The following is a 14246-nucleotide window of genomic DNA, read 5'->3' as shown; positions in this document are numbered from 1 at the left end:
GGGGGGGCTGGGGGGGGTGGTGTGTGTTGGTCGTTGCCTTTTCGGGGCGCCCATTGGCGGGGGGGGGGGGGGGGGGGGGGGGGGGGGCCCCCCGCGCCCCCCGGCCTGACGGCGTGACGGCTACGACTTCAGTTGGGTGAGGTCGTAGAGAGTGACTCCGTCGACTGTTGTGGCGGTGTAGTTCGCCGTCACCCAGGCGGTGATCGCCGAGCTGGTCGACTCACTGTTTCCGCCGGGGCCCCCGCGCCCACCGCCGACGAAGTAGTGGATCTTTCCGTCGGCCACGTACTGCTGGAACTGTTCGAGGGTCGGGGACGGGTCGCTGCCGTTGAATCCGCCGATCGGCATCACCGGCAGCTCGGTGGCGAGCTGATATCCGGCGGCGCTGTTGGAGCCGACCGCCGCCGCGACCCAGGTGTAGTCGGTGCCGTTCGCCTCGAGCAGGGTGACGATCTGATCGCTCGGACGTGATCCGCCGAGTAGTCCACCCGCGCCACCCATGCGCTGGTCACCACCATTCGTACCCTGGGCGGAACCGTCCGGCATCGCCGTGCCGTCTTGCCCCTGCGCGCCACCGTCCGACGGCATGCCGGTCGGCGCACCCGTGGCCGCACCGTCCGGGGGCGTACCACCGGGCGCGGCACCGTCCCTGGCGCCGGTGGTGGCGGATCCCTCGGCGCCGGGCCTGCCACCGTCACCGCCGGGACGCATACCGGGTCCACCCATTCCGTGCATCCCGCCGGAACTCGGACCGGCGGAGGGGATCGCACCGGAATGCGCGGACGCGAGAGTGTCGACCGAGTAGGCGATCGGCCCGGCGAGTCCGATGAAGGCGGCGGCGAGCGCGGCGATCACCGACTGCTTGCGCGCCAGTGGGAACACGAAGGCAACGGTGGTGACGACGCCGGCAGCAAGAATCGCCCATCGCAACCACGGCTGGAAGGAAGCACTGCGCGACAGCAATATCCACGCGGTCGCCGTGGTGAGCCCGATGGCCACAGCACCTGCACACCGCACCCACAACCGATCACGCGAACCCCAGATCTGCACCGCCCCGATCCCCACCAGCGCCGCGACAGCGGGCGCGAGCGCCACCGTGTAGTACTGGTGGAAGATCCCCGCCATGAAGCTGAACACCAACCCGGTGACGAGAAGCCAACCGCCCCAGAGAATCAGCGCGGCACGGCGGCGATCGGTACGTGGCGCTCGGCCGCGCAACACGAGCCCGGCCACGAGCGCGAGCAACGCCGCCGGAATCAACCACGCGATCTGACCGCCCTGCGCGGACTCGAACATCCGGGTGATCCCGGTGCTGCCCCACATTCCGTTCCCACCTGCGGGCAGTTCGCCACCCGGCCCGACGCTGCCGGTCTCATTGCCGTTCAACCGCCCGAGCCCGTTGTATCCGAGGGTCAGTTCGATGATCGAATTGTTCTGCGACCCACCGATCCACGGCCGGGAATCCGCGGGCCACAGCTCCACCGCCAGCAACCACCAGCCCGCCGCGACCACCATCGCCGCGCCGGCGGCGAACAGCTGTGCGACCCGCTTACCCAGCTTGGGCGGTCCGGCGATCAGATACGTCAGCGCCAAGGGCGGCACCACCAGCAGCACCTGCAACTGCTTGGCGAGGAAGCCGAATCCGATCAACCCGCCGGTGAGCAGCAACCAGCGCCAGCGCCCGTCCGCGACCGCGCGCGTCATCGCCCACGTGGCCGCGACCATCAGCAATACGAGCAGCGCGTCAGGATTGTTGAACCGGAACATCAGCACCGCAACGGGAGTCACCGCGAGAACCGTGCCCGCGATCAACCCCGCCGCGGGTCCGAACGACCTGCGCACCGTTGCCCACAGCAACGCGACACTGGCCACGCCGAGCAGGACCTGTGGCACCAGCATGCTCCAGCTGTTGAGCCCGAACAGCCGTACCGAAAGTTCCATCACCCACAGCGAAGCGGGCGGTTTGTCCACGGTGATCGAGTTCGCGGCATCGGAGGAACCGAAGAAGAACGCCTCCCACGATTGCGAACCCGCTTGTATCGCAGCGGCATAGAAGTCGTTGGCCCACCCGTTGGCGCCGAGATTGATGAGATAGGCGATCAGCGTGCCGAGTAGCAGCACCGCCAATGCCGGGCGCTCCCAACGTTTTCTGGTCGCCGTGGGATTCACGATGTCGGAGGGAGACGGGGGAGCGATGGTCGTAGTCATCGACGCACCTCCAACGCACCGAGGCGTTCTGCCGATTCGTGGCCGCTGTCGGTAGCGCCGAACGCCGGGGCGGAGTGGGTCGAGTGCGCGAGGACCGGGCGGTCGGTGCCCACGTTCCGGAACACCCAGCGCAAGCCGACGAAACGAGCAAGTGTCGCAACGAGATTGGCGGTGATCAGCACGGTGAGCTCCACCGCGACGGGCGCGTCGGGAGCCCAGCGGTGCAGGGCGAACAGCGACCCGCTGGTGATCGCCAGCCCGAACGCGAAGATGGCCAAGCCCTGGAACTGGTGCGACACCGCGCTGCCGCGCCCGCGCACGCCGAAGGTGAACGCCCGGTTGGCGGCGGTATTGCCCACCGCGGTGATCAGCAGCGACACCAGATTGGCGCCCTGGCTGCCTGCCACCGGCTGCAACAGTAGGTACAGCACGATGTAGGCGAGCGTCGAGGTCACCCCGACGATCGCGAACCGCACCAGCTGGCCGACCATGCCGAGCGGCACCCCGGCCACCAGCGGTTCACGCCCGACGGCGGCCCGCAACTCGTCCAGCGGGAGGGCGCCGGTGGTCAGCGCCCTGGTCAACCGCCAGATCCCGCGCAGATCCTTGCGCGCGGTATCGACGATGTCGACCCGGCTGTCGGGATCGTCGATCCAGTCGACGGGCACCTCGTGAATCCGCAGTCCCGCCCGTTCGGCCAGCACCAGCAGCTCGGTATCGAAGAACCATTCGCCATCGCGCACCAGCGGCAGCAGCTCGCGAGCGACATCGGTTCGCACGGCCTTGAATCCGCATTGCGCGTCCGAAAAGCCAGCCCGCAGTGTGGTTTTCAGCAGCAGGTTGTAGCAGCGGGAGATGATCTCACGCTTGGGGCCGCGCACCACGCGAGCCGACGAATCGAGCCGGGTGCCGATCGCGAGATCGGAATGCCCGGATACCAGCGGCGCGATCAGCGGCAGCAGCGCGTCCAGATCGGTCGACAGGTCGACGTCCATGTACGCGACCACCGCCGCATCCGACCCTTCCCACGCGGTCCGCAATGCCCGCCCACGCCCCTTGGCGTCCAGGTGCAGTACCTCGACGCCGTCGAGTTCCGCCGCCAGCAGCTCGGCCACCGCGAGGGTGGCGTCGGTGCTGGCATTGTCGGCGATGGTGATGCGGGCCGTGAACGGGAATCCGGCGCGCAGATAGGCATGCAGCCTACGCACGCGCAGGCCGAGATCGACCTCCTCGTTGTAGACGGGTATCACTACGTCGAGCACCGGCGCGCGGCTGCTCTGCATGGCCTTCTGCTCGGCCTCGGTCTGAGTCATGACACCCAGACTCGATGGCCGCGCTGCCACCGAGCTGGGACCGAGCTGGGAGGTTGCTGGGGATCGTGATCAGCCGCGACGCACGCGCAGCACGCTGTCGGCGCGCTCACCGACCACGCCGTCGGGGCTGGTCGACGGGCTGTGGACGAGCTCGGCGGTCTCGACCTGCCAGCCGGGCCCGAGCTCGAGCTGCTCGATTACCTGCTCGATGGTCGGGAACACATGCTCGTGCATCGCGCTGGAGGCCCAGCTCGGCGCGGCCGCGTGCGCGCCGATCACCAGCACCCCACCCGGTGCGACGGCGGCCGCCGCACTGCGCAGGATCCCGGCTCGCTCGTCCGGCCGCTCCACCGGCGAGTGCAGGAACTGGGCGGACACCAGGTCGAAGGTGCCCGCCGGGAAACTCGCCTGCAGGTCGTGGCGGTCCCACACGATCGTCACCCCGGCCTCGGCGGCCCGTCGCGCACCGCGCTCCATCGCGGTCGCGGAGATATCGACCGCGGTGACCCGCCAGCCGCGCTCGGCCAACCAGATCGCGTCGGCGCCCTCGCCGCAGCCCAGGTCGAGGGCCGTCCCCGGGTTCAGCTCGGACACTTCACGCACCAGAAGTGGGTTCGGGTTACCGGTCCAGATCTGCGCACGTTCGCGGTAGAAGTCTTCCCAGAACTCTTCGGCGTTCGCCACGGTCTCGGTCATCGATGCTCCTGGTCAGTCAGGGTGAAAGGATCATCCGATAGTGCATCGACTACTCCGATGACCGCCAGAATTCTTGCTGTTTCGGCAAATGTGTTTCCACTCTCGGTGGGGTGCGTAGCCTCCGGTACGGCCCGCCCTAGTATTACTACCGTGACGCGCGGTTACCCCAAAACGGACGAGGCGCCGCGTCGCCGTGTCGACGCGCGGACCGAACGCTGGCGTGAGCATCGCGTGCAGGTGCGTATCGAATTCGTCGATGCGGCTTTCCGGGCGCTGGATCAGGTCGGGCCCGATGTGAGCATGGGCGATATCGCCAAGGAGGCCGGCGCGGCCAAGCCGAAGCTGTATCGCCATTTCGAGGACAAGACCGACCTCTACAACGCGATCGTCGACCGCGTGCGCGACACGCTCTGGGAGCGCGTGCTCACCAGCGTGAATCTCACCGACGATTCCATCGCCGAACTCGTGCACACCGCGGCCACCGAGTACGTGGCGGTGGTGTCGGCACACCCGAATGTCTTCCGGTTCATGCTGCACAGCCATTTCAGCCAGCAGGCCAAGGAAACCGAACGCGCCCTGGTCGCGGCCCGTCAATCAGCAAGGCGCGCAGCGGAATTCTTCGCGGGCCTGCTCCCGACGGAATCGATCGACGTGACCGGGATCGAATTGGTGAACTATTCGATTTTCGGTGCGGTCGCCTCGGCCACGGACTGGTGGCTCGGCGCGAATCAACGCGAAGTATCGGCGATGCCGGTCGAGCGCTTCGTCGACTATCTGGCCGAGAGTATCTCGGCATTGGCGCAGGCGCATGCCCGCTTCAACGGGGTCAAAATCGACCCGTCGAAACCTCTGCACGACGCTTTCGGTCTCGACTGAATCCTCGCGCCCGACACGAACTCCATTGTTCTCGCCGATCACGCCGTTGGGGTCGGCTGGGGTGCGATGAGTTCAGTATGAACCTGGGCACCGACAAGTTCGCGACGCCACGCTAGGCATCAGTGTGCAGTCTCCAGAGTGGGGAGACGGGCCCGTGACCTGCGCCGAGGTCGTAGGAAGCGGCCAGGCAGCGGTAGGTCCACTCCTTGGCGAATTCCACCGCGTCGGGGACCGAGTAGCCGTTGGCGAGCGCGCTGGCGATCGCCGCGGCCAGGGTGTCCCCACCGCCGTGGTCGTTGCCGGTGGCGATGCGCGGCGCGGTGAACTCGCGGAAGGTGTCGCCGTCGTAGAGCAGATCGGTGCTGAATTCCGACGCGCGCAGGTGCCCGCCCTTCACGATCGCCCACTGCGCGCCCAGTGCGTGCAATGCCTCGGCGGCCTTGCGCGCGGTGGCGTCGTCGACCACTTCGATGCCGGTGATCAGGCGCACCTCGTCGAGGTTCGGGGTGACGACGGTCGCGAGCGGAATCAGCGTATTACGCACTGCCTCGAGGGCTTCCGCGTGGAGCAGCGGATCGCCGTGCATGGAGGCCGCGACCGGATCGACCACCAGCGGGATGGTGCCGTCGCGCCCGATCCCGAGCTCACGGCATACCCCGGCGACCGCCTCGATGATCGCGGTGGAGGCGAGCATGCCGGTCTTGGCCGCACCGATGCCGATATCGCGAACGACCGCCCGCACCTGATCGGCCACGATCTGCGGCGGGATCTCGTGAAAACCGCTGACGCCCACCGTGTTCTGCACGGTCACGGCGGCCACCGCCACGCACGCGTGCACACCGCACAGTGCCATGGTGCGCGAATCGGCCTGGATACCGGCGCCGCCACCGGAGTCGGTGCCCGCGATGGTGAGCGCGCGAACGGGGGTCTGGCCATCAGGGGTCAGCGGCAACATCTTCACGCCCCAACCCTACGGCTCGCGCGTGTTTGTGCGGGCCCCGACTGCGAGCTGCAAATGAAAACCATTATCATTAACTCTCGTGACCGATTCCCTGACACATCTGCCCGTCACCGTGCTGTCCGGCTTCCTCGGCGCGGGCAAGACCACGCTGCTCAACCACATCCTCGCCAACCGCGACGGCCGCCGGGTCGCGGTGATCGTCAACGACATGAGCGAGGTCAATATCGACGCGGCGCTGGTCGCGGGTCAGGGGCACCTCGACCGGACCGAGGAAAAGCTGATCGAGCTCACCAACGGCTGCATCTGCTGCACGCTGCGGGAGGACTTGATCGAGGCCGTCGCCCGGCTGGCGCGCGAGGGCCGCTTCGACCAGCTGGTGATCGAGTCGACCGGAATCTCCGAACCCATGCCGGTGGCCGCCACCTTCGACTGGGAGTTCGACGACGGGTTCCGCCTCGGCGACATCGCCCGGCTCGACACCATGGTCACCGTCGTCGACGCCTCCACCTTCCTCGCCGAACTGGTTCGCGGACAGGCGCTGGCCGAACGCGATCTCGAAGCGGGTGAGGGTGACGCCCGCTCGATCGCGGATCTGCTGGTCGACCAGGTGGAGTTCGCCGACGTGCTGCTGATCAACAAGACCGACCTGGTCAGCGCGAACGCCGCGGCCACCGTCGAGGCGACGGTGCGCAGGCTCAACCCACGCGCCCACGTGCTGCGCACCGAGAAGGGCGTCGTCGGCCTGTCCGAGGTGCTCGCCACCGGCCGCTACAACCCGCTGGTCGCCGCCGAATCCGAAGGCTGGGACGAGGAATTGGCGGGCGGGCACACTCCCGAGACCGAGGAATACGGGATCAGCAGTCTCACCTTCATCGCCGATCGCCCGTTCCATCCGCAGCGCCTCGCCGGCGTGCTGGCGCGGATGCGGGGGATGTTGCGCAGCAAGGGCTTCTGCTGGATCGCGAGCCGCCCCGAGCTGGCGGCGATCTGGTCGCAGGCCGGTCCGAATATCACCTTCGAACCCGGCGCGTGGTGGTCGGAGCTGGAAGTTCCCGCCGGACAGAAACTCGTGTTCATCGGGGTGCGCCTCGACGGGCCCGCCGTCCGGCGCGAGCTCGACGCCGCGCTGCTCACCGACGCGGAGTTCGCGGCGGGCGCGGGCGCGTGGACCGGCTACCCCGATCCGTTCCCGGCGTGGGGTGAGCTGCACGAGCATCACTGATTGGCGACTTTGGTGCGCGTATCACACTGCGCTGGTGCATGATTCGAATGGGCCGCGACCCACGCACCGATGAGGGGAGCGTGGGCCGCGGCACCTGATCGAATCAGGCGAGCCCGGCGAAGAACTCGCGGATGTCGCCGACCAGCACCTCGGGTGCCTCGTGCGCGGCGTAGTGCCCGGCCGCGTCGTTCGCGCCGCCCTTGCCCGTGCTGGTGTCGTAGGAATTCCAGCTCACGATCTTGCTGTGGTCACGCTCGGCGAACCGGCGGATCGACTGGAAATCGCCGGCGAACATCGCCAGCCCCGTCGGCACCGTGGTCGGCTCGGTCGGCTGCTCGCCCGCGTGCGCGTCCTCGTAGTAGAAGCGCAGCGACGAACCGGCCGTCCCGGTGAGCCAGTACAGCGCCACATTCGCGATCACGAACCGCGCGTCGAGCGATTCGCCGAACAGCTGCGCGTTCCAGCCGAGCAGGCCGACCGGGGAATCGGCCAGCGCGTAGGCCAAGGTCTGCGGCTGCTGGCTGTGCAGGGTGTTGAAGGCCATCTTGTTCTCGTGGAACCACTGAAGATGTTGCAGCGCGGCCATATCCGCCTCGGAGAGGCCTTCGAACTCGGCCGGGTCGCCGGAGGGGAACGAGAACAGCTGGGTGACGTGCACGCCGATCACATTGTCGGGCGCGATCCGGCCGATTTCGGGCGAGACCATCGAGCCGCCGTCGTTGCCGATGGCGCCGTAGCGCTGGTAGCCGAGGCGATTCATCAGCTCGGCCCAGGCCCGGGCGGTGCGGAAGCGGTTCCAGCCGGTGCTGCGGGTGGGGCCGGAGAAGCCGAAACCGGGCAGCGAGGGGATGACCAGGTGGAAGGCGGGCTGATCGGCCGATTCCGGCTCGGTGAGCGGCGCGATCACGTCGAGGTACTCGAGGACCGAACCGGGCCAGCCATGGGTGAGGATCACCGGCGTGGCATCGGCGCGCGAGGAGCGGATGTGCAGGAAGTGGATGTCCTCGCCGTCGATCTCGGTGGTGAACTGCGGGTAGGCATTGAGCTCGGATTCCACCGCACGCCAGTCGAACTCCTCGAGCCAGTACTCGGCGAGGGACTTCACCCGGCCGGCGGGCACGCCGTACGCGTCGCCGACGCCGGGCAGCTCGTCCGGGTACAGGGCGCCGCGCAGGCGGTTGGCGAGATCGTCGAGCCGGGCCTGCGGAACTTCGATCCGGAACGGGGTGATGGTGGCCATGTCGACTCCTCTTATTGAAACGGAATGTTTCGTTCTGTTCCAAATGTAGCAGAACGGAGCATTCCGTTTCAAGTGGTAGGCTGATATTCATGGCTAAGCAGACAGAAACCGCAGATCAGCCACGCTTGCCCGGCCGCAAGGCGCAGGCGGCGCGCAACGACGGACTGATCCTCGATGCCGCCCGCGCGGTGTTCCTCGACGATCCGAACGCTCCGATCGCCGCCGTCGCGGAACGAGCGGGGGTCGGGATCAGCGCCCTCTACCGGCGCTATCCGAGCAAGGAGGTGCTGCTGCGCACGCTCTGCCACGAAGGACTGCGCCGGTTCAACACCGAAGCCGATGCGGCGCTCGAGGATTCGGATGGGTGGCGGGGGTTCGTCGGATTCCTGGAGCGGGTCGTCGAGGCCGACGTGCACTCGCTCACCGTGCGCCTGGCGGGCACCTTCACTCCCGACGAGACGATGCTGCCCGACGTCATGCACTCGGGCGAGGCCGGCGAGGAGCTGGTCCGACGCGCCCACGCGAGCGGCAGGTTGCGCCCCGACGTCGACGCCCTCGACCTCGGCCTGATCTTCGAGGCCTGCGCCGCGATCACGATGCCGGACCCGGCGCGCACCGCCGAACTGCGCCAGCGGGTCCTCGCGTTGATGATCGACGGGCTCACCGCTGAGGGGCAGCTCCCTGGTCCGCCCCCCGCTACCGGTGAATTCGCCTGGCGCTGGGAACGTCGGTCCTGAGCGCTATCGGGGAATTACCGGGCCCGGGTAGAGACACATCAGGATTACCTGGCCCCGGCTGTGTACGGGCTGGCAGACTCGGCGCATCACCCCGGACTACAACGCGGAGGCGCGTAGTGAACTGGACTCTGGAAGTTGTGATCGTCCCGGTTTCCGATATCGACCGGGCCAAGGATTTCTACGCCACCCAGCTCGGCTTCGCCGTCGACCACGACACGGTGATCTCCGACGACGTGCGCATCGTGCAACTCACCCCGCCCGGCTCGGGCTGCTCGATCGTCATCGGCAAGGGCGCCGTGCCCGAGATGTCGCCTGGTTCGGTGAAGGGCTTGCAACTCGTGGTCCCCGATATCGAGCAGGCGCACGCGGAGCTGGTGGCGCGCGGGGTCGAGGTCAGCGAGGTGCAGGAGCTCGGCAAGAATCCGCGGCCGGTCCCGCATCCGCTCGACAATGTCGGCTTCGTCTTCTTCAGCGACCCCGACGGCAATAGCTGGGCGGTACAGCAGATCTCCAGCAGAGCCGACAAATCCTCGAGCTGATTCGAACCCTGTCGGTATACCGCTTCGGGCGGGCACCATGCTCGCATGCTGTTGGAGAGGCCCACCGAAACCGGCGAGCGACGGATCCCGCTGTACCGCCGCCCCGGGTTCCTTCGTGCGCTCTCGCCGATCGCGGTGTTGCTCATCTGGCAGCTCGCCAGCGCCAGCGGCTCGATCCCCGCCAAGAAGCTGCCCGCGCCGTCCGCGGTGCTGGACGCGGGCCTGGAAACCTACCGATCCGGCCAGCTCACCGAGGCCCTGCTGGTGTCCGGCCAGCGCGCGCTGTACGGCTTCGCGCTGGGTGCGGTGCTCGCGCTGGTGCTCGGTGTGCTCGCCGGTCTGAGCAAGATCGGTGAGTACGCGGTCGACCCGCCGCTGCAGATGATCCGCACCATCCCGCTGTTCGGCCTGATCCCGCTGTTCATCATCTGGTTCGGCATCGGCGAGGAACCCAAGGTCTACCTGATCGCGCTCGGCGTGTTCTTCCCGCTGTATCTCAATACCTTCGCGGGCATCCGCCAGCTGGACCCGAAACTGCTCGAACTCGGCAGCGCGCTGCACCTCGGACTCGTCGAACGCCTGCGCCTGCTCGTCCTCCCCGGCGCCCTGCCGCAGATCCTGGTCGGGGCGCGCCAGAGTCTCGGCATCGCCTGGCTCTCGCTGATCGTGGCCGAGCAGATCAATGCCAGTGCGGGACTCGGCTTCGTCGTCAACAACGCCCGCGAATTCCTGCGCACCGACATCGTGGTGTTCGGCCTGGTGGTCTACAGCCTGCTCGGCCTGCTCACCGACTCGATCGTGCGGCTGCTCGAACGCCGCGCCCTGCGCTGGCGCCCTGCGGTGCACCGCTGATGTTCGCCGCCACCTCCGCCGACCACAGGACCCACCCTGTCCCGCTGGTCGGCAGGCCCGCTACCCGCCGCCGTTCGATTACGAGGTTCACATCATGACCGCTGCCGCCGCCACGACTGTCACCCCCATCTCCGCTCGGCCGACCCGTGCGGCCGCCGCGCGAATCACCTCGCTGAGCAAGCGATTCGGTGAACGTATCGTGCTCGACGGGATCGATCTCGAGATCGGCGCGGGCGAGATCGTCGCGCTGGTCGGACGTAGCGGATCGGGCAAGTCCACGCTGCTGCGCATTCTCGGTGGACTCGATACCGCCACTCGCGGTGAGGTTTCCGTCGAAGGCAAGCCGACGATCGTCTTCCAGGAAGCGCGGTTGATTCCGTGGCAGCCGGTGGTGCGCAATGTCGCCCTCGGCAGACCGAAGCCTCGCAATCGACGGGCCGACGAACAAGCCGCCCGCGACCTGCTCGCCGAGGTCGGCCTCGCCGGTCGCGCCGACGCGTGGCCGCTCACCCTGTCCGGCGGTGAAGCCCAACGTGCCGCGCTGGCACGGGCATTGGTGGCCGAGCCGACCCTGCTTCTCCTCGACGAGCCCTTCGGCGCCCTCGACGCGCTGACCCGGTTGACGATGCACGACCTGCTCCTGGGCCTGCACGCCCAGCGCGAATTCGGCGTATTGCTGGTGACCCACGACGTGCTGGAGGCGATCACCCTGGCCGACCGCGTTCTGGTCCTCGACGACGGCCGGATCTCCGCCGACGTGCCCATCGAGCTGCCACGCCCACGCACCGCCGCCGCGCCGGAAGTCGCCGAGTACGCGACGCGACTGCTCGCGCTGCTCGGTGTCACGCACTGAACCCCCTCCGCACCATCGCACGAAAGTTGTTCCAGTGAAACGCAATCCGATGTCCCGCCTGGCAGGTCTCGCCCTCGCTGTTGTCGCAACGCTCGCAGTGAGCGCCTGCGGCGACGACGCGGCGACCGAGGCCGCACCCTCGGGCCCGGTCGACCTCAGCACCGTCACGCTGAAAGTCGGTGATCAGAAGGCGATTTCGATCGAGGTGCTGTTGAAGGCATCGGGACAGCTGGAGAACCTGCCGTACAAGATCGAGTTCTCCACCTTCACGGCCGGTCTTCCGCTGGTCGAGGCGGCGAGCGCCGGTGGCATCGACATCGCCCAAACCGGTAATACACCGGTGATTTTCGGCGCGGCCGCCGACGCCGACATCAAGATCGTCGGTGCGCTCTCGGCCACCGGTAAGGGTGACGCGATCCTGGTCGGCAAGGACTCGGCCATCGGCTCGGTCGCGGCACTGAAGGGCAAGAAGGTCGCCGTCTACAAGGGCAGTTCGGCCAACGCGAACCTGCTCCTGCAACTGCAGAAGGCGGGCCTGTCGCTCAGCGATGTGGAGCCGGTCTACCTCGCCCCCGGTGACGGCTACACCGCGCTCACCCGCGGTGACGTCGATGCCTGGGCCACCTGGGACCCCTACACCGCCATCGCCGAAAAGGAGATCGGCGCCAAGTCGATCGCCACCGCCGACCAAGCCGCCAACGGCTACAACTTCTGGGTCGCGGGCAACAAGACCGTCGCCGACGCGGGCAAATCCGCTGCGCTGGCCGACTTCTTCCAGCGCTATGCCGCGGCCACCAAGTGGTCCTCGGACAACCTCGACACCTGGTCGACCAAATACGCCGAGCTGACCCAGATCAGCGTGGATGCCTCCCGCACCACCTGGACCCGCTCGATCAAGGAACCGATCAAGCTGACCGACCAGGTCATCGCCTCCGAACAGGAGATCGCCGACGCCTTCACCAAGGCCAAGGCCATCCCCGGCAAGGTCGACTTCAAGTCCTACGTCGACACCAGGTTCGACAAGGCGTAGTCGCACCGACCGGCCACGGCGCCTTCGATCCACGCGGATCGAGGGCGCCGTTTCGCATGTGCGCCCACCATTCGCTCGCGGCCTCGGTCACGCTCCCCGGTGAACCGCTCGTAACTCGGTAGGTTGAGCGGCGGATCGGGTGCCACGGATCCGGATACCGGTCACGACCAGGAATCGGCGGTGAGGCGGCATGGTGGGCGAGGGCACGGGGACGTACGGGTCGGTGCGCTGGGCGATGCTCGGGGTGTTGTGCGCCAGCCTGTTGCTGGTGGCAATGGATGCCACCATCCTCAATGTGGCCTTGCCGTCGCTGATCGAGGATCTACAGGTCGGGCCGCTGGAGCAGTTGTGGATCATCGACATCTACGGTCTCGTGCTCGGCGGGCTGCTCATCACCACCGGTGCGCTCGGTGATCGGGTGGGGCGAAAGCTGTTGTTCATCAGCGGTTTCGTGCTGTTCGGTATCGCCTCGGTGGTCGCCGCCACCGCGGGGAGCGCGGCACAGCTGATCGGCGGGCGGGTGCTGCTCGGGATCGGCGGTGCGATGGTGATGCCGTCGACGCTGTCGCTGATCCGCAATATCTTCACCGATGCGCGCGAACGCACCATGGCCATCGGGATCTGGGCGGCGGTCGCGGGTGTCGGCGCCACGGTGGGGCCGATCGTCGGTGGGTTCCTGGTGGAGCATTTCGGGTGGTCGTCGGCGTTCTGGCTCAATGTGCCGGTGGTGCTCGTGACGGTGGTGGTCGGGCTGTGGGTATTGCCGGAATACCGTGCGCCACAGGCGGGCAGCCTGGACTGGTTCGCCGCGGCGCTGTCTGTGGCGGGCATCGTCTGCCTGGCCTGGGGCATCAAGCATCTCGCGAAAGGTGAAGCGAGCGTGGTGGACTGGGCGATCCTGGTCATCGGCATCGCCGCGCTGGCGTGGTTCACCCGGCGTCAGCTCACCGCCACCGACCCGCTGCTCGACGTGCGCTTGTTCCGCAACGGCGCGTTCACCGCGGCGGCCGTCGCGACCCTGCTGGCCATGATGGCGATCGGCGCGGCCATGTTCCTGATCTCGCTGTGGCTGCAATACGTCCACGGCTACAGCCCGTCACAGGCGGGTATCCGGATGTTGCCCGCCGCGCTCACGCTCCTCACGGCCTCCCTGCTCACGCCGATCCTGATGGAGAAATTCGGTGTCCGTGCGGTGCTCGGCGTCGGTCTCGGCGCGGTCGCCCTCGGCTTCCTGCTACTGGCGGTGAGTCCGGAGCCGACCACCTATCCGGTGGTCGCGCTGGTCCTGGTGTCCTTCGGTCTCGGCGACGGCATGGCCGTGACCGCGGCGGCCGCCGTCCTCGTCGGCGCCGTTCCCGCGGACCGTGCCGGTCAGGCGGGTGCGGTGGAGGAGACCAACTACGAGGTCGGTGTCGGGTTCGGTGTCGCTCTGCTCGGCAGCCTGCACGCCAGGATCTTCAGCCAGCACATGATGGATCTGCCCGTTCCCGCCGACAAGCTGGACCAGGCGAGCGGTTCGATCGGCGGGGCGGCCGAGGTGGCCACCGACCTGCCCGAACCCGCGCGCGACCAGCTCGCCCATGCCTCGAGCCACGCCTTCGACGTCGCCCTCACCACCACGTCCTATATCTCGGCCGCGGTCGTCGCGGTGGTGGCCGCCGGAACGGTCTGGCTGGTGCCGAAAGGCTTCAGCGTCACCGGCGACCACTGAGAGCACCC

At 67.8% G+C, this 14246-nt stretch carries 13 protein-coding genes; 8 read left to right on the top strand and 5 right to left on the bottom strand.

Going from position 1 to position 14246, the window contains the following annotated elements:
* Positions 1 to 120 precede the first annotated feature (120 nt).
* From ACFWPX_RS15820 to ACFWPX_RS15810, 3 genes are all read right to left on the bottom strand, one after another.
* A complete protein-coding gene (locus tag ACFWPX_RS15820; protein WP_378927968.1) occupies positions 121 to 2208 on the bottom strand; it encodes an ArnT family glycosyltransferase in 2088 nt (695 codons plus the stop codon).
* The gene (locus ACFWPX_RS15815; RefSeq protein WP_378927967.1) at positions 2205 to 3521 is read right to left on the bottom strand and encodes a glycosyltransferase; all 1317 of its coding nucleotides are present in this window, start codon (positions 3519 to 3521) and stop codon (positions 2205 to 2207) included. The genes ACFWPX_RS15820 and ACFWPX_RS15815 overlap by 4 nt, the downstream gene beginning before the upstream one ends.
* Before the next feature lie 69 nt (positions 3522 to 3590).
* Positions 3591 to 4217 carry a class I SAM-dependent methyltransferase gene (locus ACFWPX_RS15810; RefSeq protein ID WP_378916644.1) on the bottom strand — a complete coding sequence of 209 codons (627 nt, stop codon included), beginning with the start codon at positions 4215 to 4217 and terminating at the stop codon, positions 3591 to 3593.
* Between the two features lie 150 nt (positions 4218 to 4367).
* On the opposite strand from ACFWPX_RS15810, the gene ACFWPX_RS15805 reads away from it, so the two are divergent.
* Complete coding sequence (locus ACFWPX_RS15805) at positions 4368 to 5093, top strand: TetR/AcrR family transcriptional regulator (RefSeq protein WP_378927966.1); 726 nt, start codon at positions 4368 to 4370, stop codon at positions 5091 to 5093.
* Positions 5094 to 5205: 112 nt separating this feature from the next.
* On the opposite strand, the gene thiD is transcribed toward ACFWPX_RS15805, so the two are convergent.
* A complete protein-coding gene (gene thiD / locus ACFWPX_RS15800; protein ID WP_378916637.1) occupies positions 5206 to 6054 on the bottom strand; it encodes a bifunctional hydroxymethylpyrimidine kinase/phosphomethylpyrimidine kinase in 849 nt (282 codons plus the stop codon).
* Positions 6055 to 6133: 79 nt separating this feature from the next.
* Here thiD and ACFWPX_RS15795 point away from each other — a divergent pair, with 79 nt between their 5' ends.
* Positions 6134 to 7276: a GTP-binding protein gene (locus ACFWPX_RS15795; RefSeq protein WP_378927965.1), complete on the top strand. Its 1143-nt coding sequence runs from the start codon at positions 6134 to 6136 to the stop codon at positions 7274 to 7276.
* A 103-nt stretch (positions 7277 to 7379) separates the two neighbouring features.
* Here ACFWPX_RS15795 and ACFWPX_RS15790 read toward each other — a convergent pair whose 3' ends face one another.
* Positions 7380 to 8516, bottom strand: coding sequence for an epoxide hydrolase family protein (locus ACFWPX_RS15790; protein WP_378927964.1), 1137 nt, complete (start codon positions 8514 to 8516; stop codon positions 7380 to 7382).
* Positions 8517 to 8605: 89 nt separating this feature from the next.
* Here ACFWPX_RS15790 and ACFWPX_RS15785 point away from each other — a divergent pair, with 89 nt between their 5' ends.
* From ACFWPX_RS15785 to ACFWPX_RS15760, 6 genes are all read left to right on the top strand, one after another.
* On the top strand, positions 8606 to 9253 hold the full coding sequence (locus ACFWPX_RS15785; protein WP_378927963.1) for a TetR/AcrR family transcriptional regulator: 648 nt from the start codon (positions 8606 to 8608) through the stop codon (positions 9251 to 9253).
* Between the two features lie 116 nt (positions 9254 to 9369).
* The gene (locus ACFWPX_RS15780; protein WP_378916625.1) at positions 9370 to 9792 is read left to right on the top strand and encodes a VOC family protein; all 423 of its coding nucleotides are present in this window, start codon (positions 9370 to 9372) and stop codon (positions 9790 to 9792) included.
* Positions 9793 to 9837: 45 nt separating this feature from the next.
* Complete coding sequence (locus ACFWPX_RS15775) at positions 9838 to 10644, top strand: ABC transporter permease (protein ID WP_378927962.1); 807 nt, start codon at positions 9838 to 9840, stop codon at positions 10642 to 10644.
* 94 nt (positions 10645 to 10738) lie between these two features.
* Complete coding sequence (locus ACFWPX_RS15770) at positions 10739 to 11497, top strand: ABC transporter ATP-binding protein (protein ID WP_378927961.1); 759 nt, start codon at positions 10739 to 10741, stop codon at positions 11495 to 11497.
* Between the two features lie 49 nt (positions 11498 to 11546).
* Positions 11547 to 12527: an aliphatic sulfonate ABC transporter substrate-binding protein gene (locus ACFWPX_RS15765; protein ID WP_378928001.1), complete on the top strand. Its 981-nt coding sequence runs from the start codon at positions 11547 to 11549 to the stop codon at positions 12525 to 12527.
* A gap of 190 nt (positions 12528 to 12717) precedes the next feature.
* A complete protein-coding gene (locus tag ACFWPX_RS15760) occupies positions 12718 to 14238 on the top strand; it encodes an MFS transporter (RefSeq protein ID WP_378916619.1) in 1521 nt (506 codons plus the stop codon).
* Positions 14239 to 14246: the final 8 nt, after the last annotated feature.

Source organism: Nocardia sp. NPDC058518, from assembly GCF_042719655.1.
In the GTDB taxonomy this organism is placed as follows: Bacteria; Actinomycetota; Actinomycetes; order Mycobacteriales; family Mycobacteriaceae; genus Nocardia.
Note: the sequence above shows the minus strand (reverse complement) of the source record. Positions and strands in the feature narration are given on the sequence as shown.